The organism is Enterobacter sp. 5-4 (assembly GCF_000612205.1).
GTDB lineage: Bacteria > Pseudomonadota > Gammaproteobacteria > Enterobacterales > Enterobacteriaceae > Enterobacter > Enterobacter roggenkampii.
The window spans coordinates 183760-195937 of sequence record NZ_JFHW01000006.1 but is presented as its reverse complement, the minus strand read 5'-3'; the positions used below and the strand labels follow the sequence as shown (position 1 = coordinate 195937).

Sequence of the window (12178 nt, the reverse complement as noted above, 5' to 3'; positions counted from 1 at the left end):
CTTGTCGATTTACGCTATGCTGAAGCCTGCCCGTAGCTCGACAAGGAACCTTCATGAAAATTTCCCGCCTCGGCGAAGCGCCGGACTACCGCTTCTCGCTGGCTAATGAACGCACGTATTTAGCGTGGATCCGCACCGCGCTGGGATTCCTTGCCGCCGGGGTGGGGCTCGACCAGCTCGCGCCTGATTTCGCCACGCCGCTGATTCGTGAGGTGCTGGCGCTGCTGCTGTGCCTGTTCGCGGGCGTGCTGGCGATTTACGGCTACCTGCGCTGGCTGCGCAATGAGAAGGCGATGCGTCTGAAGCAGGATCTGCCCTATACGCGCGGGTTACTCATCATCAGCGTGATTCTGCTGGCGGTGGCGGGCGTGGTGATGGGGCTGGTGTTCTATGGCGGATAGCCGCAAAGCGCGACGCGAAGCGGACCCCGGTCTGCAGCCGGAGCGGACGTCACTCGCCTGGCTGCGCACGCTGCTGGGGTATGGCGCGCTGATCGCCCTGGCGATTAAGCACAACTGGCACCGCACCGGGGTGCCGTTCTGGATCTCGCTTGTTGTGCTGGCGCTGGTGGCAATCGTTTTATGGCGCTATACCCGCAGCCGTAACCTGATGGACGTAGCGCAGGACGACTTTGTGCAGCCGAAGGCGGTGCGGGATAAGTTCCTGATTGCGCTGGCCGTGCTGTCGCTGTCTTTACTCTTCGCAGTGACTCACCTTCAGCAAATTGTGAGCTTTTAAAGCCCGGTGGCGGCTACGCCTTACCGGGCCTACAACTGCCGCGAACCGTAGGCCGGGTAAGGCGCAGCCGCCACCCGGCAGAATTACTGCCCTTTAGCCAGATACTTCGCCATCTCGTCTTCCGGCACCATGCCGCCGCCGGTCGCCCACACCAGGTGGGTAACGCTGGCATCTGAAGGCACGCGCAGCGGTCCGGCCATGCCCGCCAGCGCGGACGGTTCCAGACGAATGCCTTCCTCCTGCGCCAGCCAGCCGAGCATGTCGTACATGCTCTGGTCGGAAAGCGTATAAAACCCGTCGAGCAGGCGCTCCATCGCGCGGCCCACGAAGCCGGAGGCGCGTCCTACCGCCAGCCCGTCCGCCGCCGTCACGTTATCAATGCCCAGATCCTGCACCGCGATCTCATCGTGCAGGCCGGTGTAAACGCCCAGCAGCATGCACGGGGAGTGCGTGGGCTCTGCGAAGAAGCAGTGGACGTTGTCACCAAAGGCCAGCTTCAGGCCAAACGCCACGCCGCCAGGGCCGCCGCCGACGCCGCACGGCAGGTAGACGTACAGCGGATGATCGGCATCCACCACGCGGCCCTGAGCGGCAAACTGTGCCTTCAGGCGCTCGCCCGCCACCGCGTAGCCCAGGAACAGGGTGCGGGAGTTTTCATCGTCAATGAAGAAGCAGTTCGGATCGCTTTCCGCCGCTTTGCGTCCCTGCTCCACCGCCACGCCGTAATCCTGCTCATATTCCACGACGATGACGCCATGGCTGCGCAGTTTGGCTTTCTTCCACTCGCGGGCGTCGGCGGACATATGCACCGTCACCTTAAAGCCGATGCGGGCGCTCATGATGCCGATGGACATCCCCAGGTTGCCGGTTGAGCCTACCGCAATGCTGTACTGGCTGAAGAAGTCCTTAAAGCGCGGCTCCAGCAGGATGCTGTAGTCGTCTTCAACGCTCAGCAACCCGGCGTCCAGCGCCAGTTTTTCCGCGTGGGTCAGCACCTCATAGATACCGCCGCGCGCTTTAATCGAGCCGGAGATTGGCAAATGGCTGTCTTTTTTCAGCAGCAGCGTGCCGGGAATGGATTTGCCAGATTCTTTCTCCAGCCGCGCCCGCATTGCCGGGATGGCGACCAGTTCGGATTCAATAATCCCACCCGTTGCGGCCGTCTCCGGGAAGGCTTTCGCCAGATATGGCGCGAAGCGTTTGAGGCGCGCATGCGCATCGTCCACGTCGGCTTTGGTCAGCCCGACATAGGGCAGCCCTTCTTCAAGCGTGGTGGTGTTCGGGTTAAGCCAGGTGGTTTCTTTCAGGGCAATCAGATCCTCAACCAGAGGAAACTGTGCGGTTAAAGTGGTGATAGTTGCGTTTTCCATAATACGTCTCTTCGCGCTCAGATAATGAAAGAAAGCAGGAATGTGCCGCCAAGTGCAAGCACCGAGGCGATAAACGTCGCCGTCGTATAGTATTTGAAGGTCTCATTCAGGGTCGCGCCGCAGTATTGCTTCACCAGCCAGAAGAGAGAATCGGTCACGATCGTGCAGCCAATGGCGCCGGAACCGATGGCAATGGTGATGATCTCCGGGCTGACGTTCGGGTAGAGCGGCAGCATCGGCGCGACGATGGCCGTGGCGCCCATCATCGCGACCGTGGCGGAGCCTACGGCGGCATGCAGCACCAGCGCCACCAGCCAGGCGAGCAGGATAGGGTGCATGTGCAGGTTCGAGAGAATTTGCGCCAGCGAGTCCGCCAGTCCGCTGGTTTTCAGGATGGCGTTGAACGCGCCGCCCGCGCCGATAATCAGCAAAATGTTGGCGATAGAGCCAAAGCCGTGCTCGGTGTGCGTCAGCATCGCGCCCATGCCCATATGCTGGCGGATGCCCAGCAGGTAGTAGGCGACAAACACGGCGATAAACATGGCGGTGATGGGGTTGCCGATAAACTCCAGCAGCGTATACAGCGTGCCGTCTTTTGCCATATTCAGTTCAGCGATGGTCTTCACCAGCATCAGGGCAATCGGCAGCAGCACCGTAAACAGCGTGGCGCCCAGCGACGGCAGGGTATGCTCCTCCCGCACCTTCAGGTCTGAAAATTCCGCCGGAACCGGTTTAAACGGCAGACGATTGCCGAGCAGCTTCAGGAACAGCGGGCCGCCGACCAGAGAGGCCATCAGGCCCACCAGCAGGCCGTAGACGATTACCGTCCCAACGTCCGCCCCTAATTTATTGGTCACAAACAGCGCGGCCGGATGCGGCGGCACCACGCAGTGCACCGCCATCAGCGCGGTACAGAGCGGAATGGCCAGCTTGAGCAGCGACGTGTGGGTCTTTTTGGCGATGGAAAACGCCAGCGGGATCAGCAGGACCACGCCCACTTCCACGAACAGCGTAATGCCGCAGATCAGGCCCACCAGCACCATAATCACGTCTGCTGACAGCCAGCGGCAGCGCTGCAACGTAATCCCGATGCGCTCTGCCGCGCCGGAAACCTCCATCATCTTGCCGAGAATGGTGCCCAGACCAATCACGGCCGCCAGGAAGCCCAGCGTGCCGCCAATCCCGCTCTCAATGGCGTTTACCATATCCAGCGGGCTCATTCCCATCATTGCGCCGACGAAAAAGCTCGCCAGCAGCAGCGCGAGGAACGGGTGAAACTTCAGCTTAACGATGGTTAAAACAATCAACACAATGCTGACCAGCAGCGTTGCCACAACCCAGACCTGAGATCCCATATCTCACCTCACCCTTATGTCATCTGGGGGTATTGGACGAAAAAGCGGCGTGGGCTGACAAACGATATAAATTGGCGTTCAGGTGAGCCAGATTGAATCAACTGAGTGACTGCGCTCTAAAAAACGCACTTAATCCGCATTAGGTTCACATAAATTCACCCATGAACGGTATGCTGGGCGCAGAAAACACGCGTGAGAATTGTGATGACCGATGCAAATGAAGCCAGAAACCGACTATTAAACGGCTGGCAGCTGTCGAAAATGTACACCTTTGAAGTGGCGGCCCGGCATGAATCCTTCGCGCTGGCGGCGGAGGAGCTGTCGCTCAGCCCCAGCGCGGTGAGCCACCGCATCAACCTGCTCGAAGAAGAGCTCGGTATTCAGCTGTTTGTCCGCTCGCACCGTAAAGTTGAGCTGACGCAGGAGGGAAAGCGCGTTTACTGGACGCTAAAATCGTCCCTCGACACCCTGAATCAGGAGATCCTGGACATCAAAAACCAGGCGCTGTCCGGCACGCTGACGGTCTACTCCCGGCCGTCGATCGCTCAGTGCTGGCTGGTACCCATGCTGGGTGACTTTACCCGCCGCTATCCGTCGATTTCGCTCACCGTCCTGACCGGCAATGATTACGTCAATATGCAGCGAACGGGCGTCGATCTGGCGCTCTATTTCGACGATACGCCGCCAAACCATCTGTCTCATCACTTCCTGATGGACGAAGAGATTTTGCCCGTCTGCTCGCCGCAGTATGCCCGCGAGCATGAGCTGCTGAAAAACCCCGATAACCTTAGCCACTGCACGCTGCTGCACGACCGTCAGGCCTGGAGCAATGATTCCGGTACGGATGAGTGGCTGAGCTGGGCGCAGCACTTTGCGGTGAATATGCCGCCATCGTCGGGTATTGGTTTCGATCGTTCCGACTTAGCGATTATTGCGGCCATCAACCACGTCGGCGTCGCGATGGGGAGAAAGCGGCTGGTGCAAAAACGGCTTGAACGGGGCGAACTGATCGCCCCGTTTGGTGACAAGACCCTGAAATGCCATCAGCACTACTATGTTTCGACGCTTTCGGGCCGACAGTGGCCGAAAATAGACGCCTTTATCGGCTGGCTGAGAGAACTGGCAGGTTGAAGAATTATTACGCTTTCGCGCTACACCAAATGTGAAAAAGCGTGCTAAATACAGGTAATGCTTTCGATTTATCCAGGGTAAACCGTGTTAAAGCCTCTTATAGCGACCGCGTTACTGATCTCTTCCGGCTGGGCCATTGCCGCTGAGCCGCCGCTGACGGCTGCCCGTTATGCGCAGCAGCTTGGCGTCGGGATGGATGTGGACTGGGCGCGCACCGAGCGCGGCATACGCGAATTCGATCCGCTGGTGGTCCGCGATTTTCGGGCTAAAGGCATTACCCACGTGCGCATCCGCGTGGCCGACGAGCCGACGGAAGCGCGGCTGATCCACCTGCGCAAGCTGGTAGAAGCCTGTGAGCAGTATGGCGTAATCCCGATAGTCGCTTATCAGGCTGATGAATATAAAAACGACCCGAAAGCCGATAACGAGAAAGAGACGGTCAACTGGTGGATTGCCGTGGCGCACTATTTCGGTCAAAGCTACCCGCTGCTGGGTTTTGATCTCATTTATGAGCCTGCCGACAAGCTTAACCACAATCTGGCGTCGCTAAACCGCGTCTATGAAAAAACCGTTAAAGCGATCCACGACATCGACCCGCAGCGCATGATCTTCATTGCGCCACGCCTGCGTGCCGCGCCGGAGGAGTTATCCAGCCTGAAGCTGCCCGCGCACAGCCAAACCTATCTGCTGGCGGAGTGGCATATTTTCCCGTGGGGGCCGCTGAAAAATGGCGGCAAATACCCGTGGACGTCCGGCACGGCGGCAGAGAAAGCGGCAATCCGTAACCGCATCAATGCCGCGCTGCACTGGCAGCAAAAAACCGGGCACGTTAGCTGGGTCGGGGGCTGGGGCGTGGGGGAGTCAAGCCGCTTTACGCCAACCGCCTCGCAAGTCGCGTTCGCCACCTTTATGGCCTGCGAGCTGCAAAAGGCCAAAATCCCGTATGCGCTTAACGCGGATTTCCAGTTTTACGACGGGGAAGAGGGCGCCTGGCGGCCAGCGCCAGAGCCGTTATTGCAGGCCATGATTGCGCCCGTCTGTGAAAAGCCCGGCGAGAAGCCGGGCCATCATGCGGTTAAACCGGCTGCTCGTGATGCGGGACACGCGACGCCAGCGGCAGCCAGCACAGTAAAATCAGCAGCCCCATCAGCGTCATCAGCAGGCCCAAACTAGCCTGCCCGGTCTGCGGCATCATCGCTGAAAGCCAGGCCAGCGCGCCGGAACCGATGTTCTGCAAACCGCCCACCAGCGCGCCCGCCGTACCTGCAAGGAACGGGAACGGCTCCATCGCGCCGCTGGTGGCGAGCGGGAACAGCATCCCCGCGCCGAAGAAGAACAGCGCCGCCGGGATGAGCAGCGTCCAGACGGTCATCACGCCAAACAGCCCCGGGATCCACATCATCAGACCCGCCAGCAGACAGCTGATCACCGACTGCCACATCAGGGTGGAGAAGCGCTTGTTTGGTCGCCCGGCAAACCACGCGCCGAAGAACGCCGCCGGGATCGGCAGAATAAACAGAATGCTCACCACCATACTGCTCAGGCCAAGCCCCGCGCCCAGCAGCACGCCGGAGCAGGCTTCGAACACCGCGATGCCCGCCAGGCCGCCAATCAGCATCAGCAGGTAGCAGGTGAACGCGCCGTTGCCGAACAGCGTTTTATAGCTGGCGATCAGCTTCGTGCGCGGCGCGTCCTGCGGGCGCGTTTCCGGCATCCAGCGCGCCATGCTGAAGGTGACAATGATGCACAGCACCAGCAGGAAGGCGTAGCAGGCGCGCCAGGACCACATCGTGTCCAGCAGGCCGCCGATCAGCGGGGCCAGCAGCGGGCTGACCAGAATGCCCATATTCAACAGGCTGTTAGCATGACGGAGCTGGGTGCCCTGATACATATCGCGCGGTAAGGTTCGCGCCATCACCCCGCCGACGCCGGTCCCAACGCCCTGCAGGGCGCTGGCGGCAATCAGTACGGTCAGGCTATGGGTGGTAATGGCAATTACCGTCGCCACCATGAAAATACTCATGCCCACCAGGATCACCGGGCGACGCCCGACGCGGTCGGAGAGCGGGCCGTAGAAGAGCTGCGAAACGCCATAGGTCAGCAGGTAGGCCGCCATTACGCTCTGTACCGCGCCCTCGCGGACGTTCAATTCCTTTGCCATGTCGGCAATCGCCGGAATGTAGATGGTTTGCGCCATCTGACCGACGGCCACCAGTAACACCAGCATCAACAATAAGTTAACGTTCCGTTGCTTTTTCATGTCGCTGAATACTTTTGCCAAAAGAGAAAAATGAAGAATAAGTGACTGCGCATTCCCATAAATGCGCGAGGAATCTACCACAGAGAGATGACAATTTAAGCATTGTTGTGGTGAATGAAAAAACCGGTAAAGGCAGGATTTGTAAACAAGAACGGCAACTAATGTTGCCAGTGCTTTACGCCAGGCGCAGCAGAATGGCGCCGCCGGCGATACCCAGCGCCGCCGCGATGCGCAGGCCCGCAACCTTTTCTTTTAAAAGCAAAAATGCGATCAGCGCGCCAAAGAGTATGGAAGTTTCCCGCAGCGCCGCGACCACCGCCAGCGGTGCCTGCGTCATTGCCCACAGCGCCAGACCGTAAGAGCCCATGGTGCCAACGCCGCCGAGCAGCCCCTTTTTCCAGTGCAGACGCAGGTAGCCGGATGCCTCGCGTCGACGCGCGACCATCGCCCAGCCGAGCAGGCAGAAGCCGTTCATAAAGAAGGTCCACAGCGTATAGCCTAGCGCGGTCTCCGACAGCCGCACGCCGGTGCCGTCCACCAGCGTATATCCCGCAATAAAGCAGGCGTTCAGCAGCGCCAGCCAGATCCCCTTGCGTGACTGCATGCGCCCGTTCATTGCCATCGCCAGAATCGACAGGCAAATTACCCCGATGCCGGACCAGGCGAGCCAGGAGAGACGATCGCCGAGCACCAGCACGCTGATCAGCGCCACCAGCAGCGGGGCGGTGCCGCGCATCAGCGGGTAGGTCTGGCTCATATCGGAAACCTGATAGGTCTTCGCGACCAGCACGGTGTACACCACCTGTAAGGCGCAGGAGACGATCAAAAACGGCCAGCTTGCGGCAGAGGGCTGTGGAGAGAAGGGGAGCAGCACCAGGGCAATCAGCGTGGCGGAGCCGCTGACGCTGATTGCAGAATAAAGCTTGTCCGTTCCGGCTTTGACGATGGCGTTCCAGCTGGCATGCAGCAGCGCGGCGAAGAGTAAAATGCAGAATACGGTGAGGGTCATGGCGTGTCGGGTGGTGAATTGTCACTCAACTGTAACATTCACGCCCTGAAGCTGCCAGCCGCTTATACCGCACAAAAAAGGCGGTGCGTCACCCGCGGTTCGTCCGAGACCAGCGTAAACCCTGCCCGGCGATAAAACCCGTAGGCAGCGTCCGGCGCATGGGTATTGAGGAAATCGAACCAGATGCTGGCATCGGCCATCACGACGGTTAAAAGCTGCTTGCCAATCCCCAGCCCGCGGCACTTCTCGCTGACGTAGAGATGGCGAATACGCCCGGCGCGCGGCTGCTGGCTGAACGGATCGCGATTCAGACCGCACACGCCGACCAGCTTGCCGTTGAGAAACGCCCCCAGCAGCTTTTCACCCGGCGCGTTAAAGCGGTTCTCACCCCGCTGCCAGCTCTCTTCCAGCCTGCGCAGCATGTTGAAATTCAGTGCGATACTTTCCGCCTTCAGGGCGATATACCCCGGCTCGTCGGGCGTGACAGGCTCAATTAACAGACGCGACATAGCATTCCCTCGTTATTAAAGAGGGGCGGTTGCCCGCCCCTCTCAGGTGCGACTTGAACCTGAATTACCGAACGAATTTCAGGACAGCATCAAGCAGTTGCAGTACTGCAACAATGAGTTTGAGGATAAGTATCACCATATCCACTACGCTCATACGCGTCTCCTTTTGGTTAAAAGGAGCACGATGCTGGCGTACCTTTCCGCCGCCTGTTGCCAGCACCTGGATTGACGTAACACAGTGTGCTCACTTCAGGGGTTAAGGCACTGACGGCACCACCCGTTTCAGCCAGGACTTCGTTGCGCCGGTAGAACTGCGGCCCCCTCGCTCACTGCGAACACCCTCAGTATAGATAAATACTGTACGTATGAACAGTATTTTGTGGACAAAATCTGGAAGGCGATCCATACTCAAAAACGTCAAAATCCGTGCCGGAATTGCGCGTTCGTCTTCGATCGCGTATACTTTTTGCGTTGACGTAACACAGTGTGTTCTGTGGCGACCAACCGCAAAACCCTGATAAAAACCTCGCTTAGGCGGGGTTTTTTGTTTTCTGTTAGTCGGAATAATTCATATTTTCAATGTACGACTGTATTGCGGCTCTCTTTTGTTCAAAAGCCATTTCCTCCGCTTTTTGACACTCTGCCAGGATTGCGGCAGGGTAGTGAACGCAGGGTATTTGCCGGGTTTTATCCTGCAATATCCCCAGCAGATATCCCGTGCTGGCATCAAGGACAGAAATGCGTTGTTCGACGGATGCTGATGGCCCTTGTCCGGTGTTTTGCAATTCAATCAGAAACTGGACCTCATGCGTTGAGATGGGGTAACCCAGGCCTGCAACATAGCCCAGCATGGAGAGTGGCTTTACCTGTTTACTCGTCGCTTCGCCGAAATAGATCATACGGTAGATAAAATAACTGCCCCAGGGTTCGCGCGAGCCCAACGCGCTGTGCATAAACCAGGCCCGGGAATCATGGATTTGGTCATCAAAAAGCGCTCTAGTCAGCCCTGAGGGGTCATTGGCATTGCTCTGTTCCCCTTGTGGTGGAAACAGTGTTTCCAGATGTTGTTTCCCCGCCTCTTTGATCTTTTTAAACTCAACGGGAATATCATCCTGGTTAAAGGCAAAAACAAAGCCTTTGAAGTAATCGAGTACGGCGTAGGTTGTGCTTTTTGCCTGAGTACGAGAAACGCCCTGATAGTCTTCTTTGAACTCGAATGCTGCCTGTAAAAGCTGAGTTTGCCCGAGCAAGGCATCAAAGTCTTTTGGGCCTGTTTTAAGCATGACAAACAGACCCTGCGGATGGCTACCGAGCTGTTTAATTCGCTCTCTTTCTGCATCTTTTTGTAGTTTTTCGCGTTCTCTTTCCCGTTCCGCCCTTTTACCAGGATCGTTATCCTGATTTTGATTATTGGCTGCGGCGTCGTGATAAAAGCGCTGGCTCCGGAATGTTTCCTGGGCGTAGCGATTGATGCGCCAGGCGGTTATCCAGCCGATTTGGTTTTCAAGCGCTTCGATGATATTGACCCGAGCGCGAACGGGGGAGTAGAGGGTTGCCTGTTCATCGGGAACGCCACTTTCGGAAGGAGGTAAATCAAGAGTGAGCTGGCGCCAGGCGTTGAAGCGTTGGATTAGTAAGGGGTCAGTACTAAATTCGTCAACCAGGGCTTCTGGCATAATTCTCCATGAATCTTTTTGTAAATCTTCAGGGAGCGACTCTTTTTGGACTTTTAATGGGGCACCTGAAGTAAAGGCTGCTGCGTATATGTCGTTTAAACAAAGCTGTGATAATAAGAAATCATCGACATTAGCATTTGCTTTCCCCTGATCGCCTGGTGGGTACCCGCCCCCAATATCAGAGTGCATGCCAGGATAAACCACCTCTACGGCATATTCAGGATATCGCCCGTCAGCACGACAGATTGAATCGAGTGGGAAGCACAACCGCTGATCGTGAGCCGAAACCAGATGCACGCAGCGCTTAATCAGCGCATTGTCCGGCAATTCCATCGTTCCGTCGGCCCAGCCCATATGACCTTCCGCTACCGGGGCAATATGGGCAATCCCTACGGAAGCGACCGTATCCAGCAAACCTAAAAATTCAATGCTAATCGGAATTTCACCCTGTTTTGTCGCCAGGTAAAAAGGTTGTAAGGCCCCTGCTCGGGAAGGCGAAAGCAGGGCGTTAAGCCAGTTAACAAAGGCCCGGGCCGAGGCCGCTCCGCGCGAGAAACCGTAAACATAGAGCTTGATTCCCAGCAGCTTAGAGGTGCCTGGCGGTGGCTGCGTTAACGCGGTCTCCAGCGTTTTACCCAACCCGTTTAACAGCCGGAAAAGCTCTCTGTGGCGGAGGTATTCTCCGTGAACGTTGGAGTGTGAGTAGTTGGTGGCCATAGCCTGAATGGAGTGCCAGTTTTCCTCATCGCTCAGCTTGCCAAGCCCAAGCGTACATCGCAGAGCGTCTACCAGCCGAAGCAGACCCCAGTTGATGCGCTCCTCGCCGTAAGCTGCGTATTTCAGGCCTGCATCACTGAAGTCGAGATCCAGCACCTCCGGAAAAGGCGTCCCCACGCCGGGAATATAGTATTTGTAATACTGGTTGTGCGCGACGCCTTCCTGATCGACCAGCTCTGCGTTATGCGCGCCGGTTCCCCCTGCATAGCCTTGTCCTATGGTGGAACGGAACAGGCGAGCGATATTGGTCGGATGAGGCGGGGTCGATTCATAGAGGTCATGATTCAGGTTGTTGCCCGTACCGTCAAAGAAAAGGCTGATATGGAGCGTTTTACAGCAGGGAGGCAAGACGCGTCGGTTGGCAGCCGTGCAAAGCTGGTTATGGTATTGCGTTTCCAGACGGCCTTGTTCCCTGCAGTTTTGCCCAAAGTGAGATCTAGTACTAGGTAATCTACCTCTTTCCGGAAACTCAGGAGGGTACCAGACATTATCAGGGTTCAGTTTGGACATACTTTGGGCTTCTCCATATGCACGGGGTCTTTGACGGGATAATCAGGGCTGCCGTAGTCGGCACAGCTGGTGGTGACCTTCACCTGGTCACAGGGCAGGAAGTGAACGGTAATACCGCAGGTTTTTTGTCCGGTGTAATCGGGGACCGGAACGCTTTGAGTATGTTTTTTATTCAACCCTTTGATTATTGCTCGCCACTCACGGCGTTTATCTGCATATTCCTGCCATGCCTTGTAACGCTCATCCCGGTTCATCCCGGTGGTATCTGGTTCATCAGGCTGCGGGATCTCAGGCACATCGCTGGCAAACGCGACGCCCGTTTCCCAGTCAACCTGCACCGTCATTCCGGGCTTCCACGGCCCGCTCACGCCAAAGCAGCATCCTCCACCGCCACCCGAATACGGGCCGATAATATCGAGGCCGGACTGCCCGTTAACGCTGAAGCGGTTGATGGCCCAGCTGGTGTGGTTAATGGCTTCAATGGTTCCGCCCCCGCCGGGCGGGGCTGGTTCTGTTTTTACGGGCTGGTCGCACCCGGCCAGTAAAAGCAAAGCCGCGAAAAGCATTGTGTAAAACTTATTCACGTTGTCTTCCTTAACACCCGCCTGTATCCCTCGGCACGCTCTAGTATTTTTGTAGTTGTTCTTAGGTTCGAAGAAATCATAACCACATAAAGCCTGCGACAATACCCTCGAGCCGCTATTTTCAGATTTTCATAAGAAATTAATATGTGACTGAACCTAATAGCGTTTAGGGCAAATTTGAGAGGTGAAAACGGAGAGCAAACCCAACAAACGAAACGTGATCCCTGACGCATTTTTGCGCAGATGAAAATATTTCCAT

The 12178-nt window shown here is 57.1% G+C and carries 12 protein-coding genes; 4 read left to right on the top strand and 8 right to left on the bottom strand.

Going from position 1 to position 12178, the window contains the following annotated elements; translation table 11 throughout:
- The first annotated feature begins 53 nt into the window (after positions 1–53).
- Both AA74_RS0102285 and AA74_RS0102280 read left to right on the top strand, forming a co-directional pair.
- On the top strand, positions 54–401 hold the full coding sequence (locus AA74_RS0102285) for a YidH family protein (protein ID WP_025910728.1): 348 nt from the start codon (positions 54–56) through the stop codon (positions 399–401).
- Positions 391–738, top strand: a complete 348-nt coding sequence (locus tag AA74_RS0102280) for a DUF202 domain-containing protein (RefSeq protein WP_025910726.1) — start codon at positions 391–393, stop codon at positions 736–738. The genes AA74_RS0102285 and AA74_RS0102280 overlap by 11 nt, the downstream gene beginning before the upstream one ends.
- 83 nt (positions 739–821) lie before the next feature.
- On the opposite strand, the gene dsdA is transcribed toward AA74_RS0102280, so the two are convergent.
- Both dsdA and dsdX read right to left on the bottom strand, forming a co-directional pair.
- The gene (gene dsdA, locus AA74_RS0102275) at positions 822–2108 is read right to left on the bottom strand and encodes a D-serine ammonia-lyase (protein ID WP_025910724.1); all 1287 of its coding nucleotides are present in this window, start codon (positions 2106–2108) and stop codon (positions 822–824) included.
- A gap of 17 nt (positions 2109–2125) precedes the next feature.
- Positions 2126–3463, bottom strand: a complete 1338-nt coding sequence (dsdX, locus tag AA74_RS0102270) for a D-serine transporter DsdX (RefSeq protein ID WP_025910722.1) — start codon at positions 3461–3463, stop codon at positions 2126–2128.
- Positions 3464–3667: 204 nt separating this feature from the next.
- On the opposite strand from dsdX, the gene dsdC reads away from it, so the two are divergent.
- Together dsdC and AA74_RS0102260 are read left to right on the top strand one after the other, a co-directional pair.
- A complete protein-coding gene (dsdC, locus tag AA74_RS0102265) occupies positions 3668–4594 on the top strand; it encodes a DNA-binding transcriptional regulator DsdC (RefSeq protein WP_025910720.1) in 927 nt (308 codons plus the stop codon).
- 84 nt (positions 4595–4678) lie between these two features.
- Positions 4679–5767 carry a cellulase family glycosylhydrolase gene (locus tag AA74_RS0102260; RefSeq protein ID WP_023293702.1) on the top strand — a complete coding sequence of 363 codons (1089 nt, stop codon included), beginning with the start codon at positions 4679–4681 and terminating at the stop codon, positions 5765–5767.
- Here AA74_RS0102260 and emrD read toward each other — a convergent pair.
- From emrD to AA74_RS0102230, 6 genes are all read right to left on the bottom strand, one after another.
- On the bottom strand, positions 5670–6854 hold the full coding sequence (gene emrD, locus AA74_RS0102255) for a multidrug efflux MFS transporter EmrD (RefSeq protein ID WP_023293703.1): 1185 nt from the start codon (positions 6852–6854) through the stop codon (positions 5670–5672). The two genes, AA74_RS0102260 and emrD, sit on opposite strands and share 98 nt — an antisense overlap.
- A 175-nt stretch (positions 6855–7029) precedes the next feature.
- Positions 7030–7863 (bottom strand): EamA family transporter, encoded by an 834-nt coding sequence (locus AA74_RS0102250; protein WP_025910714.1) that lies wholly within the window; start codon positions 7861–7863, stop codon positions 7030–7032.
- A 62-nt stretch (positions 7864–7925) separates the two neighbouring features.
- Positions 7926–8372, bottom strand: a complete 447-nt coding sequence (locus AA74_RS0102245; RefSeq protein WP_025910712.1) for a GNAT family N-acetyltransferase — start codon at positions 8370–8372, stop codon at positions 7926–7928.
- Positions 8373–8436: 64 nt separating this feature from the next.
- Positions 8437–8526 (bottom strand): type I toxin-antitoxin system toxin TisB, encoded by a 90-nt coding sequence (tisB, locus tag AA74_RS1000000122605; RefSeq protein WP_008500146.1) that lies wholly within the window; start codon positions 8524–8526, stop codon positions 8437–8439.
- A gap of 400 nt (positions 8527–8926) precedes the next feature.
- Positions 8927–11335, bottom strand: coding sequence for a DUF2235 domain-containing protein (locus AA74_RS0102235; protein ID WP_025910711.1), 2409 nt, complete (start codon positions 11333–11335; stop codon positions 8927–8929).
- Positions 11323–11901 carry a DUF3304 domain-containing protein gene (locus AA74_RS0102230; protein ID WP_025910708.1) on the bottom strand — a complete coding sequence of 193 codons (579 nt, stop codon included), beginning with the start codon at positions 11899–11901 and terminating at the stop codon, positions 11323–11325. The genes AA74_RS0102235 and AA74_RS0102230 overlap by 13 nt, the downstream gene beginning before the upstream one ends.
- Between the last annotated feature and the right edge of the window lie 277 nt (positions 11902–12178).

Coding starts and splice junctions, on each gene's coding strand:
- emrD (WP_023293703.1), bottom strand. CDS start 6,854: ATGAAAAAGCAACGGAACGTTAACTTATTGTTGATGCTGGTGTTACTG.
- AA74_RS0102250 (WP_025910714.1), bottom strand. CDS start 7,863: ATGACCCTCACCGTATTCTGCATTTTACTCTTCGCCGCGCTGCTGCAT.
- AA74_RS0102230 (WP_025910708.1), bottom strand. CDS start 11,901: ATGCTTTTCGCGGCTTTGCTTTTACTGGCCGGGTGCGACCAGCCCGTA.
- tisB (WP_008500146.1), bottom strand. CDS start 8,526: ATGAGCGTAGTGGATATGGTGATACTTATCCTCAAACTCATTGTTGCA.
- AA74_RS0102245 (WP_025910712.1), bottom strand. CDS start 8,372: ATGTCGCGTCTGTTAATTGAGCCTGTCACGCCCGACGAGCCGGGGTAT.
- dsdC (WP_025910720.1), top strand. CDS start 3,668: ATGACCGATGCAAATGAAGCCAGAAACCGACTATTAAACGGCTGGCAG.
- AA74_RS0102280 (WP_025910726.1), top strand. CDS start 391: ATGGCGGATAGCCGCAAAGCGCGACGCGAAGCGGACCCCGGTCTGCAG.
- AA74_RS0102235 (WP_025910711.1), bottom strand. CDS start 11,335: ATGTCCAAACTGAACCCTGATAATGTCTGGTACCCTCCTGAGTTTCCG.
- AA74_RS0102285 (WP_025910728.1), top strand. CDS start 54: ATGAAAATTTCCCGCCTCGGCGAAGCGCCGGACTACCGCTTCTCGCTG.
- dsdA (WP_025910724.1), bottom strand. CDS start 2,108: ATGGAAAACGCAACTATCACCACTTTAACCGCACAGTTTCCTCTGGTT.
- dsdX (WP_025910722.1), bottom strand. CDS start 3,463: ATGGGATCTCAGGTCTGGGTTGTGGCAACGCTGCTGGTCAGCATTGTG.